The 16,721-nt window shown below is 52.6% G+C and carries 17 protein-coding genes; 9 read left to right on the forward strand and 8 right to left on the reverse strand.

The features are described from left to right. Window positions 1–93: 93 nt before the first annotated feature. Complete coding sequence (locus AAGQ96_RS13455; protein WP_342753810.1) at window positions 94–1,392, reverse strand: acyl-CoA thioester hydrolase/BAAT C-terminal domain-containing protein; 1,299 nt, start codon at window positions 1,390–1,392, stop codon at window positions 94–96. After that, a complete protein-coding gene (locus AAGQ96_RS13460) occupies window positions 1,389–2,453 on the reverse strand; it encodes an ABC transporter substrate-binding protein (protein ID WP_342753811.1) in 1,065 nt (354 codons plus the stop codon). The genes AAGQ96_RS13455 and AAGQ96_RS13460 overlap by 4 nt, the downstream gene beginning before the upstream one ends. 305 nt (window positions 2,454–2,758) lie before the next feature. Here AAGQ96_RS13460 and AAGQ96_RS13465 point away from each other — a divergent pair, with 305 nt between their 5' ends. Genes AAGQ96_RS13465 through ggt form a run of 9 tightly spaced genes read left to right on the forward strand, consistent with a single transcriptional unit; the run spans window position 2,759 to window position 11,304 of the window. Further along, on the forward strand, window positions 2,759–3,457 hold the full coding sequence (locus AAGQ96_RS13465; protein WP_342753813.1) for a GntR family transcriptional regulator: 699 nt from the start codon (window positions 2,759–2,761) through the stop codon (window positions 3,455–3,457). Continuing rightward, window positions 3,454–4,188, forward strand: coding sequence for an ABC transporter ATP-binding protein (locus AAGQ96_RS13470; protein ID WP_147198710.1), 735 nt, complete (start codon window positions 3,454–3,456; stop codon window positions 4,186–4,188). The genes AAGQ96_RS13465 and AAGQ96_RS13470 overlap by 4 nt, the downstream gene beginning before the upstream one ends. Before the next feature lies 1 nt (window position 4,189). After that, window positions 4,190–4,957, forward strand: a complete 768-nt coding sequence (locus tag AAGQ96_RS13475) for an ABC transporter permease (protein WP_342753814.1) — start codon at window positions 4,190–4,192, stop codon at window positions 4,955–4,957. A 26-nt stretch (window positions 4,958–4,983) separates the two neighbouring features. Then, window positions 4,984–5,961, forward strand: coding sequence for an ABC transporter substrate-binding protein (locus AAGQ96_RS13480; protein WP_097096893.1), 978 nt, complete (start codon window positions 4,984–4,986; stop codon window positions 5,959–5,961). A 15-nt stretch (window positions 5,962–5,976) separates the two neighbouring features. Continuing rightward, on the forward strand, window positions 5,977–6,999 hold the full coding sequence (locus tag AAGQ96_RS13485) for a zinc-binding dehydrogenase (RefSeq protein ID WP_147198713.1): 1,023 nt from the start codon (window positions 5,977–5,979) through the stop codon (window positions 6,997–6,999). Then, window positions 6,996–7,406: a PaaI family thioesterase gene (locus tag AAGQ96_RS13490; RefSeq protein WP_097096891.1), complete on the forward strand. Its 411-nt coding sequence runs from the start codon at window positions 6,996–6,998 to the stop codon at window positions 7,404–7,406. Before AAGQ96_RS13485 ends, AAGQ96_RS13490 begins: the two co-directional genes overlap by 4 nt. Next, window positions 7,403–8,173 (forward strand): VOC family protein, encoded by a 771-nt coding sequence (locus tag AAGQ96_RS13495; RefSeq protein WP_342753815.1) that lies wholly within the window; start codon window positions 7,403–7,405, stop codon window positions 8,171–8,173. The genes AAGQ96_RS13490 and AAGQ96_RS13495 overlap by 4 nt, the downstream gene beginning before the upstream one ends. After that, the gene (locus tag AAGQ96_RS13500) at window positions 8,166–9,692 is read left to right on the forward strand and encodes a class I adenylate-forming enzyme family protein (RefSeq protein ID WP_342753816.1); all 1,527 of its coding nucleotides are present in this window, start codon (window positions 8,166–8,168) and stop codon (window positions 9,690–9,692) included. Before AAGQ96_RS13495 ends, AAGQ96_RS13500 begins: the two co-directional genes overlap by 8 nt. Next, a complete protein-coding gene (ggt, locus tag AAGQ96_RS13505; RefSeq protein WP_342753817.1) occupies window positions 9,682–11,304 on the forward strand; it encodes a gamma-glutamyltransferase in 1,623 nt (540 codons plus the stop codon). Before AAGQ96_RS13500 ends, ggt begins: the two co-directional genes overlap by 11 nt. A gap of 50 nt (window positions 11,305–11,354) precedes the next feature. Here ggt and AAGQ96_RS13510 read toward each other — a convergent pair whose 3' ends face one another. The 6 genes from AAGQ96_RS13510 to AAGQ96_RS13535 all read right to left on the reverse strand — a co-directional run bounded on the left by AAGQ96_RS13510 (window position 11,355) and on the right by AAGQ96_RS13535 (window position 16,718). Then, complete coding sequence (locus tag AAGQ96_RS13510; protein WP_342753818.1) at window positions 11,355–12,653, reverse strand: NtaA/DmoA family FMN-dependent monooxygenase; 1,299 nt, start codon at window positions 12,651–12,653, stop codon at window positions 11,355–11,357. A 2-nt stretch (window positions 12,654–12,655) separates the two neighbouring features. After that, complete coding sequence (locus tag AAGQ96_RS13515) at window positions 12,656–13,447, reverse strand: amino acid ABC transporter substrate-binding protein (RefSeq protein WP_342753819.1); 792 nt, start codon at window positions 13,445–13,447, stop codon at window positions 12,656–12,658. A gap of 13 nt (window positions 13,448–13,460) precedes the next feature. Then, on the reverse strand, window positions 13,461–14,129 hold the full coding sequence (locus tag AAGQ96_RS13520; protein WP_097096885.1) for an amino acid ABC transporter permease: 669 nt from the start codon (window positions 14,127–14,129) through the stop codon (window positions 13,461–13,463). A 16-nt stretch (window positions 14,130–14,145) separates the two neighbouring features. Further along, the gene (locus AAGQ96_RS13525; RefSeq protein WP_342753820.1) at window positions 14,146–14,898 is read right to left on the reverse strand and encodes an amino acid ABC transporter ATP-binding protein; all 753 of its coding nucleotides are present in this window, start codon (window positions 14,896–14,898) and stop codon (window positions 14,146–14,148) included. Window positions 14,899–15,003: 105 nt separating this feature from the next. Beyond that, a complete protein-coding gene (locus AAGQ96_RS13530; RefSeq protein WP_342753821.1) occupies window positions 15,004–16,242 on the reverse strand; it encodes a Zn-dependent hydrolase in 1,239 nt (412 codons plus the stop codon). Beyond that, entirely contained in the window at window positions 16,239–16,718 is a 480-nt protein-coding gene (locus AAGQ96_RS13535) for an L-2-amino-thiazoline-4-carboxylic acid hydrolase (RefSeq protein ID WP_147198719.1), read from the reverse strand. Before AAGQ96_RS13535 ends, AAGQ96_RS13530 begins: the two co-directional genes overlap by 4 nt. Between the last annotated feature and the right edge of the window lie 3 nt (window positions 16,719–16,721).

Consider the following 16,721-nt stretch of genomic DNA (forward strand, 5'->3'; position numbering starts at 1 on the left):
CCCGCACGGATAAATTCACGTTCGACAAGGCTTGGATCGTGCCGCGACGTGTCGGATATGTAAGTTCAATATCCCGAAGTTGCAGTGCCTCAATCATGACTGAGCCGATGTTGCAGCAGCTAAAAATACCAGTACCCGCTCCCAACTACGTTGGTTGGCTCGTGCATTTTCCAGCGCGGTGCCACCGCCATCAATGACAACGCCGGCCACCGGATGCACACGCGCGATGTCAGTCGTCGGAACACCAGGAAAGCCAATGGCGTGGCCCGCACCGTTATTCTCCACATGTTCCACAGGCCAGCGATGCCGATGAGCCCGCAGCGTTTCTTCAATGCGACGGCAATAGTCACGAGAAGGCCAAAACCCGTCATCGCTGCCAGAGATGAGCAGCACCGGTCCGGCAATACGCTCAACAGGGATGCGTGCAGCTGTCAGGCTGGCAGCGTGTTGCTCAACAGCCACGAATGCAGGCGCCTGGCGGATAGGTGCACCGGGCTGCGGTGGATGATCAAAAGCATGCCAATCCGCTGCGGGGTTGTCCTGCCAGATGTTGCGTAAAGGTTGCCCCTGATAGGTCCAGGCGATGGCATCTCTTGGCTCGTCTGGGCGTCCAGCACGTAATGTGCCGTGCACTACAGCACTCGGCACATAACCCATCACCGCTGAAACCAGATCGGGATAAGTTGCACCTAACAGCAGCGCCAGCTCACCGCCTCGTGAGTGCCCTGCCACCGCGATAAAGTCAGCTCGCGGCTGTAATGCTTGCCGAGCCCAAATTAGCGCCTGCTCAAAATACTCAAGCGGCGTTTCGGATATGTAATCAGGTCTGCCTGGCGCTTTGAAATATCCCAGTGCCAGTGATTGATAACCCTGCGCCGCAAACAGCGCCGCACGGGATTCAGGCATACCGCCGCCAGAACCATTAAGCACAATGACCAAGGGGAAAGGCCCGGTGCCTGACGGCGTGAACAGCGTGCCAGACAATCCTTGCTCGCGGATTTCGCGTCGGACAACGCCGTCCGCGAGAATACGCTGCGTAAGTGTTGCCGTAGCGACCTCACCTTTCGCATCATGCAGCTGCAATTTCAATTCGCGCGGCGCCAGACTTTCACTTGAACTGGGATCGTTAGGTCCAGATTGCTTTCGCAACGCCCAAATGAATGCTCCCGGTTCCGCTAGCGACCAGTCCCCTTCAATCGGTGCTGCCGTGTCGAGATTTAACACCCCCGATCCATCGATATCAAAGCGAGCAACACTTTGCCAGATGCTGCCATCAGCATGCACAAAGTCAGTGGTCAGCGTGGCGACGCCTTCAGCCAGACCCACTGCACGAATCTGGCGTGCTCGATCAATCAAATCGTCGGGATGGTCGATGAATAATTGAGCGCTCATTTTGCCTCCTCGGCGCGTTTTTTCAGGGCTTGCTTATCAAAGTCATTAAAAGCGGCGACAAACTGGTTCGAGAAGATGCGATCGACGGGTACGTCAGCGCTGGGGAACTCACCGGCCTGGGCCATGGCGGTGACAGAAGAACGGATCATTTTCAGATCGTATTCACCCGGTCTCCGGCGCGAGCCGTCTTCCCTATAAAGCGTGCGATGCAGACGGCGTGAAAGAAGCGTGGTTGCATCAGCAAGTGCTTTGGCATCGGCATTTGCCGGCTTGTTTTCCGGGTTCTGGCGCCAAAACGCCTGCACGCAATAGGTTGGATTGATTTCACACACATAGTGCGCTTCGGTATAGGCACGGCCGAAGCGGCGGATGAGATCCGGATTATCTTTAAAGGTATCCTCATGGGCGATAAAGCCATTGCCGGCACTTTCCTGAAACACGTCAGGGTAAGCGATACGTCGAATCGGTGTTCCCGACAATTCCAGAATATCGTCCCAGCTACTGTTAAAATTCAGTGCATCGACCCGCTTATTCCGTAAAGCAACAAATCCTGATCCCAGCGCTCCTACGGCGACGAACTGGACATTTTTACCGGGTTGCAATCCTGCCACCTTAAGCGCGGCTCTGCTGTTAGGAATCGTGCCCCACGTCAGTGCGCCTACACCAATATTTTTATCTTTGAGGTCAGATAGCGTTTTAATGGGTGAGTCGGCTAAAACCGCATATTCCATGGTTTGTGATGGCGTGCCGTTATAGAAAAAACGTAACGGAAGAGGATTTTTGCCGCTGAAATAGCTGGATATCACCGGCTCTGAAACAGGAAAACCAAAAGTCACGCGCTTGCTGGCAACTTGAGGTAATAAAGCGCCAGCACCCTGGAACACCACCAGATTTACCGCCAGATTCTGTTGCTTAAACAGTCCCAATTCCTGTGCTGCCGCGTAAGGTGCGCCATCATGTACGGCTAAGGGTATAGCCAGCGCAACCGTTACATTATCAACCGCTTTAGCCGGAACAACACCTGCACATAAAAGCGAAAATAAAACCCACTGCAGTCGCATATTTTATTTCCTGGGTAATGAGTATTGGTCACCAGGGTAAAGGAGTGATTTTGAATCAAGAACAAATAACTTTATCTATTTATGTGCATTTCCTGGATGAAGTGGGATGCTCAGAATAATTAAAGCGAATTTAATCAGTAAAATGCTAAGTGTCTGTGTGTGAGCAGCCCACACTATGCATTTTTATAGATTAGATTACTGATTTAATTATTAGGAAATGACGATATGTTTAATTAAGAATGCGCTAACTCATCTCTTCAACCTCGCCCTGTGAGCAGCTCACAAGGGCATACTGAGAGGCCAGCGTGACTGATTTTTTATCTCTAAGTGATAAGGCATACCATACGATTCGCCGCGATGTATTGACCTGCCGCTTGCTGCCGGGATCGCTGGTGACTGAATCTGAATTAATGGAGCGTTATAACACCGGTAAGAGCACGATTCGTCTGGCGTTGACCCGACTAAGCCATGAAAAACTTGTCGTTTCCCGACCGCGCAAGGGCTATCGCATTGCACCGGTTTCTGTGCAAGACGTAGAAGAGATCTTCACGGTGCGCGCCGCGCTCGAACCGCTTGCAGCACGCCTTGCTGTGGGGAAAGTGGATATTGAGTTGCTTAAATCGCTGGAAGCGCAGTGCCGCGTTGAAGTGGCTGCTCCGCTCTCTACGCGCATCGATGTTTTTATGAATGCTAATAAACGCTTTCACCTCACCATCGCGGAAGCAACGGGCAATCAACACCTGATTAATACCTTGTCAGGGCTGATGGATGAAATGTCGCGCCTGGTGGCACTGGGATTTAATGTTCAGCGAATTAAACCCGAAATTAAACATGACCATAATGCCATGATTGAGGCGTTTATAGAGGGTGATGCAAAACGCGTTGAAACTATTGCACGCCGACATATTGAGACTTTCCAGGCGATGACGCTGGAAAAAATATATGCCACCCTGAGCAAAAAAGGCACCTTATTACCTGTGTTGCCGCGGGAGATATTTGAATGAGCGCGGCCATAGAGTTAAAGGATGTCAGTAAATCCTTCGCCCACCAGCCTGTTCTGGAAAAAATTTCATTAAGCATTCAAAATGCAGAGATTGTCGCTCTGCTTGGTGCCTCTGGAGGTGGAAAAAGCACGTTGCTCAATCTCATTTCCGGTCTGCTTGATGCCGATGGTGGCGACATTCTTATTCAGGGAACAGCAGCGAAGCATTTTCAGCAATGGCAACAGGTAGCCTACTTGTTTCAGGAGGACAGACTGCTACCCTGGCGCTCAGTCCAACAAAACGTGCATTTTGGCCTGGAAAATAGCGCACTGAGCAAATCTGAGAAGCAGCAACGCGTCAGTGATGCTTTAAAGCTGGTGGGACTCGCAGATTATGCCCAGCACTGGCCTCATCAATTGTCTGGCGGCATGCGCAGCCGTGTTGCGCTGGCGCGCAGCCTGGTGGTGCAGCCGCAAATCATGCTGATGGATGAGCCTTTTTCACGTCTTGATCCTCAAACGCGCAGTACGCTACACAACGAACTCTTACGCATCCAGGCGCTAACGGCAATGACCATTATTATCGTGACGCATGATGTTGAAGAAGCCGTTGTATTAGCCGATCGGGTCGTTGTGCTGAAGCCGCACCCAGGTCGTATTCACTCGCAAACGGCATTGTCCTTACCGCGACCGCGCATTGCCACTCTCCCTGACGTCAATGAACAGATTCGTTTGCTCAGGCTGGAGGTGTGAAATGACATTACTTTCACGCACGCTCAGTCTGCTCATCCAACGTCTGGTCCTGATGGGTATTTTTCTGCTGGCATGGTGGCAAGGTTCGCAGCACCTGCCGACGTTTATTTTACCCAGCCCTGGTGCGACCTGGCAGGCTCTGCTTGGGTTGTGGCATACCGGCACCTTATTTCATGACATTGGCGTAACGTTGGGGCGTGTGGTGTCAGGTTTTGCGCTGGCCGCACTTATCGGCACGCTTTGCGGCTTGGTGCTCGGTGCCAATCCGCGTGTCGCACGATTCTGTGAACCGCTGCTGGCAGTCCTCAATACGGTCTCTTCAGCCATCTGGGCCATTTTTGCCATCATCTGGTTTGGCATATCAGACGCCACCACGGTGTTCGTGGTGTTTATGACAGCGATGCCGCTGATTTTAACCAACGTCTGGCAGGGCGCGCTGAATGTGGAAACCCAGTTTGTGGAGCTGGCACACAGTTTCCGCATGAGCCGCAGACAACTGCTGTCAAAAATTTATTTTCCTTCAATTTTGCCCTACTTCTTCTCCGGTGCGCGTCTGGCGTTTGGTTTCGGCTGGCGCGTGTCTCTGGTGGCTGAAACGCTCGGTTCATCGGATGGGATCGGTTACCGCCTGCGCCAGGCCGGCGACCTGGTGCAAACCAGCCAGGTTTTCGCCTGGACACTACTACTCGTCGCACTGATGTTGTTGCTGGAAGGTGGTCTGTTGAAGCCACTGGAGCGACACCTTTTCCGCTGGAAAAAACGCATATAACTCATTCTTTTCATCAGGGGTATGTCATGAAAAAGCTGCTTGTCTTGTTCACGCTGCTGGCCACGCTGTTGCCGCAGCTTAGCTTTGCCAACACAAAAATTCGTATCGGATACTGGACCTCGGGCGTCAGCCTCGGTTACGGCGCAGTGCTTGAAAACCAGGCGTTTCTTAAGAAGCGCGGGATCGATGCAGAGTTCGTGCATTTCCCGGATGTAAACGCACCGTTAAAGGCATTAGCTTCGGGATCGATTGATTTAGCATTCGGCGCACCGGTTGCTGGCGTATTTAGCATGGCTTCAGAAGGTGTGCCGGTCAAAATCATTGCCGCTACCCAGCCCGCCGACGTGGCCTTTGTTGTGCCGCAAGGTTCGCCCATTACCTCGCTAGCTCAGTTGAAAGGTAAAAAAATAGGCATGTCTCCGGCAGGCTCATCGGTGGCGGTAATTGGCACCACTCTGTTACAAGAAAATGCCGGCATCACGGCCAATGACTTTGCCTTGATTGGTGGCAACGAGTCCCGCCTCGCGCAGTTCTTGTCGCAAAAACAAATTGATGCCGCAGCCCTGCGTACGCTGACCGTTCAGCAACTTCCAGAGCTGAAATTGCGCGTCATCGCGACCTATGCCGACGAATGGAAAAAGCTTACCCATAGCGATGCGCTGCCGTATATCGGCGTCGGCACCGCACGCAGCGAGCTGATCGCACAGCACCCTGAAGCCGTTGCCCAGGTTATTGCCGCCTTGCGTGACACGCTGGCGTGGGGCCGCACCCATCCCGACCAGGTCGTGAAAATTCTTCAGACTCAAGCAAATCTGCCGGAAGACCAGGCCCGTGCCTATGTCGGCCTGTGGGATCGCATGAACCAGATGTCATTTGAAACAGCCGACATTGACACGCTGAAGCGTGAGCATGCGGTACTGCTCAGTAGCGGCGCAGTCAAAGGTGCATTGAACAATCAGCTGTTTGATAACCGCCCTTACCTTCAATCCAAAACCCTGAACTAAACCGGAGTACAACTCATGAAAGCGCTGGTATTAAACCAACACGGCGACCTTGACCAATTGCAGATTGATCCTGACAAGCCCCAGCCACTTGTCCAGGCGGGCCACGTGGTGGTGCAGGTTCACTCTTCCTCTTTCAACTATCACGATGTGTTCACCGTTCAGGGCATGCCGGGCATCAAGATTCCGTTGCCGGTTGTGCCAGGGCTGGATTTAGCCGGCACCATCGCCAGCGTGGGTGAGGATGTCGCTGACTGGGCCATCGGCGATCGCGTGTTGGTGAATCCACTGAAACCCGGCGTCGGTTTGATGGGCGAGATGATTGATGGCGGCATGGCCGAGTATGCGCTGGTTGAGGCCAGCCAGCTGATAGCCATCCCTGAAAAGGTGAGCTTCGAACATGCGGCGGCCCTGCCCGTGGCCTATGGCACGGCGCACCGTATGCTAATAACCCACAATACCGTGAAAGCGGGTGACAAGGTGCTGATCTTAGGCGCCAGCGGCGGTGTTGGCACGGCCTGTGTGGTGCTGGCGAAACACCTTGGTGCGGAAGTGATTGCCTGTGCGGGCAGTGATGAAAAAGCCACAGCGCTGAAAGCTTTAGGTGCCGACCATGTGGTGAATTATCGCGAGCAGGACTTCTCGCGCTGGGCGATCGAAAAATATGGAAAACCGCAGCGCCGCACGCATGAAGGGGGCGTTGATGTGGTGATTAACTTTACCGGTGGAGAAACCTGGCGCCCCTCGCTGAAGTGCCTGAAACGCGGCGGTACGCTACTGGTATGTGGTGCAACTGCGGGTTACGACCCAAAAGAAGATTTACGTTATGTCTGGAGTTTTGAGCTGAATATCAAAGGCTCAAACAGTTTCTATAAGGAAGATTTAACCGCGCTGCTGCACATGGTTGCCAACGGCCAGATTACACCATTAATCGATCGCGTTTTACCTCTTGAACAAGCCGCTGAAGGGTTACGTTTGATTCGCGACCGTGAAGTGCTCGGCAAAGTCATTGTTAATCCCTCATCAGGAGCTCAGTCATGAATGCACATGAAGTCGAACAAAAACTGCTGCAAGGCCCCTATCATCAATGGCTCGGATTGAAAGTATTCAACGTAGCGGAAGGGGAAATTACGCTACAGGTTCCGTTTCGCGCTGAGTTTGTGGTCAATCCTGCGGGTGGCTACATTCATGGTGGAATTCTGGCGACGCTGATTGACCTTGCAGCTGACTGGGCGTTGGTTGCCTGGACACAAAAAGGCGTGCCAACGCTGAATCTGCACGTGGATTACCATCGCCCTGCACGCGGTGATCTTACGGTAAGCGCCAAAGTCATCAAACACGGCAAACTCGCCTCCAGTGCGGAAGCCTGGATCCATGATGCGGAAGGTCGACTGGTCGCAAGCGGACGGGGTCTTTACGCCACGCCGGTCACACAGGGGGTAGCATGATCCTGCCATTGGATCATTTGGTGATTAATAGCCATTTTGCGCTGGATGACAGCGCAAAGCTGTTTGCAAACCTGGGCTTCCACTTAACCCCGCGCGGATATCACAGCCTGGGGTCGATTAATCATCTGATCATGTTTGAGCATCATTATCTGGAGCTGATTGGTCTGCCAGATCAGCGCGACCCCTTGCGACGCGAACTCCTGGAGAGCCCGGTCGGTATTGATGGATTAGTGTTTGCCACGACAGATGCCGCCCAAACTGAAAATACGCTACGTCAGTCAGGATTCGCCGTACAACCGGTACAACACTTCTCACGAGAGGTGGTCAGCGCTCAGGCCAGTGGCGAAGCACGCTTCAGCACGATGCGCCTGCAAGCCGGTAGCTTTAGCGCAGGTCGTGTTTACTTTTGTCAGCACCATACCCCTGAGTGGGTCTGGCGTGACGAATGGCTTCAGCCGGGCAGAATAAAGTCGCTGATTGTGGTCGCAAAAGAGGTTGTCGCCACCGCACAGCAATACGCGCGTCTTGGGCAAACCGATCTTTTACACGTCATCAGTCCAGTGGAATGGCACCAAGAATACGGTGTGCTGCTGCCGTTGGCGACTGAACGTGAAAGCTGGTTTGCTGCCATACAGATTTCGGGGCGAGACCTGACACTGGTATCACAAGTGGCAGCAGCGATTGGCCTTCCGCATGAGCAGCGTACAGGACAACTTCGTGTTGCGATTCCGGCTCTGCAAATGGTGCTGGAGTTTACCGATGACTAACAAGACATTTTTAGACTGGCCAGAAAACCTCGGCGTGTTTCACGCTAGCCTGCGTGAAAGCGATCGGATCGCGTTTCTGATGCCGCAGGATGAGCGACAAAATACCATCACATTCCGCACGTTAAATACCCGTGCAGATGCCATCGGACTTGGCTTGCAACAGTACGGGTGGCCAGCAGGGAGCCGCGTTGCGCTTCTGGCACGTAACTCGATTGAGTATATTGCTTGCCTGCTGGGCATCATGCGCGCGGGTTTGGTGGCGGTACCGATTAATTTTCGTTTTCCGGTTAGCACGATTGAACGCATTCTCACTGACAGCGGCAGCGAACTGCTGCTGGGTGACAGCGATCAACTTGCACGCGTCAGTACGGATTTGCCACAGGTAGCTTTTGGCAGCGCGCTGACTACGCTGGAACGTAACGGTGAATTCACCGCCTGGCTTCCCAAGGCCGATGATCTGGCTTTAATGCTCTATACCTCGGGTTCTACCGGCATGCCGAAAGGCGTTCGTTTAACCCACGCCAGTCACCGTTGGGTAGTACAAACCCGGTTGACCGCGCAGGAACTGACGGGCGAGAAAGTGCTGATTGCGGCGCCCTTCTATCATATGAATGCCCTTGCGCTGGCGTTATTAACGCTCGTCAGCCATGTCACCACCGTCCTGCTGCCGCAATTTGAAGCCCGAGCCTATTTACAAGCGGTTGATCGCTACCGATGCAGTTGGCTGACGGCCGTCCCCCCCATGCTGGCGATGATGTTGCAGGAAAAAGCATTGTTAGCCTCAGTCGATCTCTCCTGCGTAAGGGTGATTCGCATGGGTTCAGCACCCGTCAGCGATAGCCTCTACAAGGCACTGCGTCAGTGGTTACCACAAGCGCGCATTATCAATGCGTATGGCACCACCGAGGCTGGACCGGTGGTCTTCAGTTCGCATCCTGATGGTTTGCCAACACCGCCGGGATCACCGGGTTATCCTCATCCCGCCATTAGCGTGAGACTGCAGAGCAGAAAGGATAAACCCGCACAAGAAGGCGTATTAGAGATGAAAAGCCCAGCGCTGATGCTGGGATATCATCAACGGCCTGATGTCTCCCCTCCTTTTACATCTGACGGTTGGTACATCACAGGGGATGTTTTCCGCCGTGATGAGCAGGGGTTTTACTGGTTTGTCGGTCGCCATGATGACATGTTTGTCAGTGGTGGCGAAAACATCTGGCCTGGTGAGGTGGAAAAGTTGCTCGAAAGCCATCCGCAGGTACAACAAGCCTGTGTCGTACCGGTGACAGATGATATCAAAGGGCAAAAACCGGTTGCGTGGGTCATTCCACGCGCGGGTGAGCAACTGGATCCCCAAGCGCTTAAAGCATGGGCTTTAGCGCATGGACCCGCCTATCAGCATCCGCGTCATATCTGGCTGACCGACGGTTTCCCCCTTGCCGGAACCAATAAAGTGGACCGACGGGCATTGCAACTCACCGCTGAAGAGCGTGTGCAACAGAGGAAAGAGCATGGCGTTTAACTGGGAAAACCTTTATCTGACCGCACGTACGCCTGTTTTTGCGCGCAACGTGGTTTCGACTTCGCATCCGCTGGCTGCCCAGGCAGGCAACCGAGTCCTGCTGGAGGGCGGTAATGCGGTAGATGCTGCTATCGCGACAGCAGCTACCTTAACCATCGTCGAGCCTGTATCTAATGGATTGGGCAGCGATGCCTTTGCGCTTGTCTGGGCAGATGGGCAATTGCACGGTCTCAACGCGTCCGGCCCTGCCCCTGCCGCGTGGGATCTCAACTATTTCCGTCAACGTTATGGTGACAATGCCAGCGGACACGCAAATAGACCCGAACGCGGTTGGGACTCCGTTACTGTACCGGGAGCCATCGCCGGCTGGGATGCACTGCATCGCCGATTTGGCAAATTGCCCTTCTCCCGTTTAATGCAGAGCGCATTAGAGATCGCCGAGCGTGGCGTCACGGTCGCACCCATGGTGGCCAAGAAATGGCGGGCAGCCGTCCCGATTCTGGCGGAGCAGCCAGGTTTTGCAGACGCTTTTATGCCAAATGGCCGTGCGCCCCAAGTAGGGGAAGCGTTTCGTTTTTCTGCGGCGGCAAAAACGTTGGGCATTCTTGCTGACCAAGGCGCACGAGCCTTCTATGAGGGAGAATTAGCCGAAAAAATTGTGAAGTGGGCACAAAAAACCGGCGGCAACCTGACATTAGAAGATTTACGTCGCTATCAGCCAGAATGGGTAACACCGGTCAGCCAGTCTTATCGTGGCTATGAGGTGCATGAAATCCCACCCAATGGACAGGGTATTGCCGCACTGATTGCGCTGGGCATTTTGGAAAACTTTGACCTTGCCAGCCTGCCGCTGGACAGCGTTGATAGCCAGCACTTACAAATCGAGGCCATGAAGCTGGCCTTTGCAGATGTCTACCGTTATGTGGCTGACCCAACATCAATGGAAGTCACGCCGGAGCAGATGCTGGATCCCACCTATCTTAAACAGAGGGCTGCCCAGATTGATATTTCTCGCGCCAGCTTACCCGTGGCGGGGATCCCGCGCAGCGGTGGTACCGTTTATCTGACCACCGCAGATGAGAGCGGCATGATGGTGTCCTTTATTCAGTCTAACTATATGGGCTTTGGTTCAGGCGTGGTGGTGCCGGAATATGGCATCAGCTTACAAAACCGGGGGGCAGGTTTTTCTGGCGATCCTAAATCAGCCAATGTGCTAGCGCCGGGTAAACGCCCTTTCCATACCATCATTCCGGCGTTCCTCACGCAAAATGGTCAGCCACAGATGAGTTTCGGCGTAATGGGCGGGGATATGCAGCCACAGGGGCATGTGCAAACGGTGGTTCGCATGCTGGATTATCAGCAACAACCGCAAGCTGCCTGCGATGCTCCACGCTGGAAAGTGAATCGCGATTTCACACTGGACCTGGAAAACCGTTTTGACACTGATGTGACACAGCAACTAAAGGATCGCGGACATCAGTTGAAATCCATTTACGATCCCTACATGGATTTCGGTGCCGGGCAGTTTATCTGGCGACTTTCAGAGAGTCCTGACCACGGCTATGTCGCGGCCAGCGACAGCCGACGTGATGGGCAAGCGCTAGGATTTTAAGATCAGCGCGGCACACATTTTGGCCTGCAGTACCCAGCTTTCAGAACGGTTCACTGCAGACCCAAATGGCCGCGTAAAGTGTCGTGTTCATAGACTTCCCTGAAAATTCCTCTTTCCTGTAAAAGTGGAATAACGTGATTAAAAAAGGCCTCTGCCGCCCCGGGCCAGGGTGGCATGATCACAAATCCATCCACTGCACGCTGCTGGTACCAAAGCGCCATGCGCTCTGCGAGGCTTTCAGCCGTGCCTGCCACAATAAAGCCACTTCTCGCTATCCATTTCGTGAACTGACGCAGCGTCATGCCCTGCTCTCTTGCGTGATCCAGCATCGGAGCAAAACGTTCACGCCGACTTAGATGGGGGAGAATATCCGGCATGGCTTCATCCAGTGAGTGTTGTGACCAGTCATAATCCATGGTGTTTGAAAGGTGCGTCAGCGTCGCCAGGGGATGATGCAATTGACTGAGTTCAGCCAGTAACTCGTCTGCTTCCTTTTGTGTCGCCCCGATAATCGGCTGCAACCCCGGCAATACTTTTAGGCTATTGGCGGAGCGTCCATACTGCACAACTTTGGCTTTGATTGCTGCGTAGTAGGCTTGCGCTGCAGCAAGACTGGGCTTTTCCGAAGCAAAAATGGCGTCCGCGCGCTGGGCCGCCAGCTCGGTAAAGGCCCCTGACCCACCAGCCTGAATCGTTACCGGGCGGCCCTGTGGAGCGCGCGAGAGGTTTAACGGTCCTTGCACGTTGAACCATTTGTTGCTGATGTCAGCGTAATGAATTTTACGGGCATCGGCATAAATTCCCTTTTCTCGATCGCCCACTATGGCACCATCCTCCCAGCTGTCCCATAAGCGGAACACCGCTTCAATAAAGGAATCGGCCTTATGGTAGCGTTGATCATGGCTCAGCAACGGCACCCCAAAGTTCCTGGCTTCACCTCCGCTGGTTGAAGTCACCACATTCCACCCTGCTCGGCCTTGAGAGAGATGGTCAAGCGTCGCCAGCGTGCGTGCCGCCGCAAACGGGCTAGCGAAGGAACTTGAGATCGTTCCCGCGAGGCCGATCTTTTCCGTGACCGCACTCAATGCAGAGAGCACCGAAAAAGGATCGGGCCGTTCGGTGACACGGTGGGTGACGGCTTCGGCAAAATGATTGCCATAGATATCATCGACCGACAATTTATCGGCCATAAACACCAGATCAAACTTTGCCTGCTCGGCTTGCATCGCCAACGCTTTGAGCTGTTTGAAATCAGCGGGATGCGGTACAGGTTGAGATGAGGGCATACGCCAACCCGCATAATGGCAACCGGTGGTTTCGAGAAACAAGGCGAGGTGTAAAGAGGACATGATTAATTCTGCCCTCCTGCTGGCGCGTGACTGAGGTCCTGATCAAACCATTTTTCCGAAATGGATTTTAGCGTACCGTCATTACGCAATTGGTCGAGCGCAGCATCCACGTTTTTCCGTAACTTGTCTCCTTGCGCATCTTTGCGGAACGGCAATGCCACCTGACGCACGCCAAAAGGCTCGCCTACGACTTTAAGTGGCAGTCCTTTTTGTTTGATTTGTCCCAGCAGGATGACCTGGCCTGAAATAAATGCATCGGCTTTACCTTGCGCGACCGCATTCACCACCACGTCCCTGCCTTCATAGGTCACCAGATTGATTTTATGCTCAGGATCTGACTCCTTTAATACGTTGGCGTAGTTAGAACCCAGTTCCGCTGCCACGGTTTTACCGTTCAAATCGCTCAGGCCATGCACCCAGTTATTGTTTTTACTGACTGCAAGCTGTGCCGCTGAATAGTAATAAGGTGTGGAAAAATTATAGGCTTTACGACGTTCTGGTGTGTCGGCGAAGTTACCCACGGTATCCACTTTTCCGGTCTGGAGAGAGCCCAGCACACCGACCCAATCTGAAGTAACCCACTCAACTTTGAGTCCCGCTTTCTTCGCGACCGCATTCAGCACATCGACGCTGAAGCCCTTAAGCTCACCGCCTTCCTTAAAGTAGTGTGGGTAACCATCTGGTGTCGCACCCACACGCAATACATCCTGAGCATCGCTCGTCTGCTTACTTTGATCGCATGCGCTCAACAACACTGCTGCACACAGGCACATCACCAATCCGCCTAACTTCATACCGACTCCTGAATTATTGTTGATAGGGTTTGCCCAGATGGGTTTCCAGTTGCCGCTGCAGTAATGAGAGCAGGAAGGTCACTCCCCAATAGACCAATGCAACAGCGGTATAAGCTTCGAAGAATTTAAGCGAGGCAGTGGCTTCAAGTTTTCCTGCCGACAGCAACTCGGTGACACCGAGTGTAAAAGCCAGTGAGGAGTTTTTAATCAGCCCGATATACATGTTGCCTGTTGCCGGGATCGCATTGCGACAAATTTGCGGAAACAAAATGCGCCAGCAAGCAACGGGTAGGCTTAAGCCGCTAGCCAGTGCAGCTTCAATTTGCCCGCGGTCCACTGAATCAATCCCCGCGCGGAATATCTCAGCCAAATATGCAGCAGTGTTAAAACTCAATCCGGCGATAACCGCGTAAACGGGCCCAACGGAATTCAATACTGGAAATAGTTGTGGCAAACCAAAATAGATAATCAGTAATTGAACCAGTACTGGAGTGCCTCTGAAAAAGGAAATATACAGCCGAGCGACACCACGCAGTAGCTTTCCGCCACGCAGCATGAGCGCGAGTAGCAAACCCAGTAAGGTGGCTACAATGATTGAAGCTCCCGAGATCAGCAAAGTGATTGGCAGATAGCCCAGAATGGCGGGAATCAATTTGAACATATAGATCAGGTCAAAATTCATGGTCTAGTTTCCTGACTTATATTTCGTAGTCGTTTACAAAGGCGTCAATTCGGCTTCCCACATCACCTTGAATGATCTCATCGGGTGCACCCTGAGCGATGATTCTGCCTTGCTCCATAAAAAAGAGCCGATCTGAAATTTCTCGGGCAAAATTCATTTCATGAGTCACGATAGCCAGGGTGATATTCTGCGTCGCAATTTCGGCAATCAGTTTTAATATGCCGCGGCGCATTTCAGGATCGAGTGAGGAAGTGGGCTCATCCATCAGAATGACTTCAGGTTCCAGACTGAGCGCACGTGCAATTCCCACCCGCTGCTGTTGCCCTCCCGATAACATCGCCGGATATGATGACGCTTTATCATGCAGCCCGACAAGATGGAGATATTCCAGGGCTTTTTCATCCGCTTCCTTACGACCTAGTTTTTTAGCGAAACGCAGGACCTCAGTAATATTTTCCTGTGCGGTTTTATTTCGAAAAAGATTGTAATGCTGGAATACCATTGAGCTTTTACTGCGCAGCGTATTGATCTGTTTTCGCTGGACATGCTGTGCATCTATAGATGCGTTACCGATTGAAATCTTCCCCGAATCGGGCAGGACCAGAAGATTCAACGTACGTAAAAGCGTGGACTTTCCCGAACCTGACGGGCCAATGATGGATACCACCTCTCGTGGCTGCACATGGAAACTGATATTGTCGAGTGCCTGGAAGCCGCGAAACGATTTACTTATCCCTGAGACATTTATCATTGATTTATCGGCATACATTAAGAGTCAGCAGCCGATTATCAACAGGTCATTAAATCAGACAAAATGCTTAATAATGCGAAGCATATGTTTTAATTTGCTAACGCATATTAAGTTAACGAGAATTTACTCGCTTTCATTCGCCGCAATGATAATCGTTCGAAAGAGTGTATTAGCCCCTTTCTCTGACCATTCTGGCAAAATAGCTTCTGCCTCGTTGTGGCTAATGCCTTTTACACAAGGAATAAAAATAATAGCCGTGGGTGCTACATGTTGAATATAACAAGCATCATGGCCGGCCCCGGAGACCATATTGCTATGACTGAACCCCAAATGTTCCACCGCCTTTTCAATGCGAGCCACACAACACTGATCAAACTTAATCGGTGCATAATCAAAAATTTTCTCAACGTGAACTGTCAGATGACGATGGGATAATGTGTTCAGTGCATCATGCAAACCTGATTCCATGACTTCCAGACTCTTTGATTCAGGATGACGAAACTCAACGGTGAAGAAAACTTCACCCGGTACAACGTTACGGGAATTAGGCACCACCCGAGACATGCCAATTGTACCCCGACCATCCTTGCCGCTTTGTTGTGCAATCTTCTCGACAGCCAGCACAATTTCCGCAAAACCGCACATCGCATCCTGACGTAAATCCATTGGTGTGGTGCCCGCATGCGCGGCAAAACCCTGAAGGGTGACTTCAAACCATCGCTGCCCCATGGCGGCATGAACAATACCAATATCCGTGCGAGTTTCTTCGAGGATCGGGCCTTGTTCAATATGCAATTCATAGCAGGCATGAAGGTCAATTGGTTGTACTTTGTGACGACCTTGATAGCCGATCGTTTCCAACGCCTCAGCAACGGAGATACCCGCACTATCCAGGCGGCTCAGTGCAAAGGCCTTAGAGAAGACACCGGCCCAAACTCCCGAGGCCAACATGGCTGGCGCAAATCGCGCGCCCTCTTCATTGGTCCAGTTAACCAGCAGAATATCGCGCTCGGTTTGGATTTCGTGATCATTGAGGGTGCGCAACACCTCCAACCCGGCCAGTACGCCATAGACACCATCATAATTGCCTCCCTGCGGTTGTGAATCAGCATGAGAGCAGATCATGACGGGCGCCAGCCCGGCATTTTTACCGGGGCGTCTGATGAACATGCTACCCAACTCATCAATCTCGCAGGAAAAACCCGCTTCAGCGGCCCAGCGCTTCAGGGTATCTCGCCCCTGACGGTCTTCTTCACTTAGCGTAAGACGCGTCACACCGCCAGCAGGGGTCGCACCAAAAGTGGCAAAGGTTTCGAGGGATTGCCACAGTCGTTGCGCGTTGATACGGGCTGTGATACTCATGATTTTACCCGATAGCGAAAGTCACAACGCGGCGCACCAGACATCACTGTGGTGGTGCGCGTTAGCTCAACTTCAGGTGCATAACCGACAATAAACTTGTCATCCCGCGCACAAGAAAGGAGATGCCCAATCTCGCCTAAGCCCATCTCGTGATACATCTCGGCATAGCGACAGCGGGTGACGTCATAGTTATAGCGTTGCCCGTCGTCATCGAGCACTTTAACGTCTAATGCATTGTCTTTTTCCCAGAGATATTGCAGATTGACGAAACTTCGCAGATCTGCCTTTTTGGGCTCTTTTTTGGCAAACTCTTGCCCCGCCTGGATAGCCGCGCTTTCAATGGCTTCTCCAATCAGCGCTTGCGCCTGAGCCTTCCCGAGCTCTCGCACCAGGACGTCATAAATCGGTTTGATAATTTCGGCTTCAATCTTACGCCGGGCAAGAATGCCCAGCTCTTCGTTTTGATGACAACTCATTAT

Origin of the sequence: Pantoea sp. MBD-2R, assembly GCF_039134845.1 — a bacterium.
Taxonomy (GTDB): domain Bacteria; phylum Pseudomonadota; class Gammaproteobacteria; order Enterobacterales; family Enterobacteriaceae; genus Erwinia.

What these genes read in the sequence shown, in the direction of transcription:
- AAGQ96_RS13455 (WP_342753810.1), bottom strand. Translation starts at nt 1,392, where the DNA reads ATGAGCGCTCAATTATTCATCGACCATCCCGACGATTTGATTGATCGA.
- AAGQ96_RS13460 (WP_342753811.1), bottom strand. Translation starts at nt 2,453, where the DNA reads ATGCGACTGCAGTGGGTTTTATTTTCGCTTTTATGTGCAGGTGTTGTT.
- AAGQ96_RS13470 (WP_147198710.1), top strand. Translation starts at nt 3,454, where the DNA reads ATGAGCGCGGCCATAGAGTTAAAGGATGTCAGTAAATCCTTCGCCCAC.
- AAGQ96_RS13475 (WP_342753814.1), top strand. Translation starts at nt 4,190, where the DNA reads ATGACATTACTTTCACGCACGCTCAGTCTGCTCATCCAACGTCTGGTC.
- AAGQ96_RS13480 (WP_097096893.1), top strand. Translation starts at nt 4,984, where the DNA reads ATGAAAAAGCTGCTTGTCTTGTTCACGCTGCTGGCCACGCTGTTGCCG.
- AAGQ96_RS13485 (WP_147198713.1), top strand. Translation starts at nt 5,977, where the DNA reads ATGAAAGCGCTGGTATTAAACCAACACGGCGACCTTGACCAATTGCAG.
- AAGQ96_RS13490 (WP_097096891.1), top strand. Translation starts at nt 6,996, where the DNA reads ATGAATGCACATGAAGTCGAACAAAAACTGCTGCAAGGCCCCTATCAT.
- AAGQ96_RS13495 (WP_342753815.1), top strand. Translation starts at nt 7,403, where the DNA reads ATGATCCTGCCATTGGATCATTTGGTGATTAATAGCCATTTTGCGCTG.
- AAGQ96_RS13500 (WP_342753816.1), top strand. Translation starts at nt 8,166, where the DNA reads ATGACTAACAAGACATTTTTAGACTGGCCAGAAAACCTCGGCGTGTTT.
- ggt (WP_342753817.1), top strand. Translation starts at nt 9,682, where the DNA reads ATGGCGTTTAACTGGGAAAACCTTTATCTGACCGCACGTACGCCTGTT.
- AAGQ96_RS13510 (WP_342753818.1), bottom strand. Translation starts at nt 12,653, where the DNA reads ATGTCCTCTTTACACCTCGCCTTGTTTCTCGAAACCACCGGTTGCCAT.
- AAGQ96_RS13515 (WP_342753819.1), bottom strand. Translation starts at nt 13,447, where the DNA reads ATGAAGTTAGGCGGATTGGTGATGTGCCTGTGTGCAGCAGTGTTGTTG.
- AAGQ96_RS13520 (WP_097096885.1), bottom strand. Translation starts at nt 14,129, where the DNA reads ATGAATTTTGACCTGATCTATATGTTCAAATTGATTCCCGCCATTCTG.
- AAGQ96_RS13525 (WP_342753820.1), bottom strand. Translation starts at nt 14,898, where the DNA reads ATGTATGCCGATAAATCAATGATAAATGTCTCAGGGATAAGTAAATCG.
- AAGQ96_RS13530 (WP_342753821.1), bottom strand. Translation starts at nt 16,242, where the DNA reads ATGAGTATCACAGCCCGTATCAACGCGCAACGACTGTGGCAATCCCTC.
- AAGQ96_RS13535 (WP_147198719.1), bottom strand. Translation starts at nt 16,718, where the DNA reads ATGAGTTGTCATCAAAACGAAGAGCTGGGCATTCTTGCCCGGCGTAAG.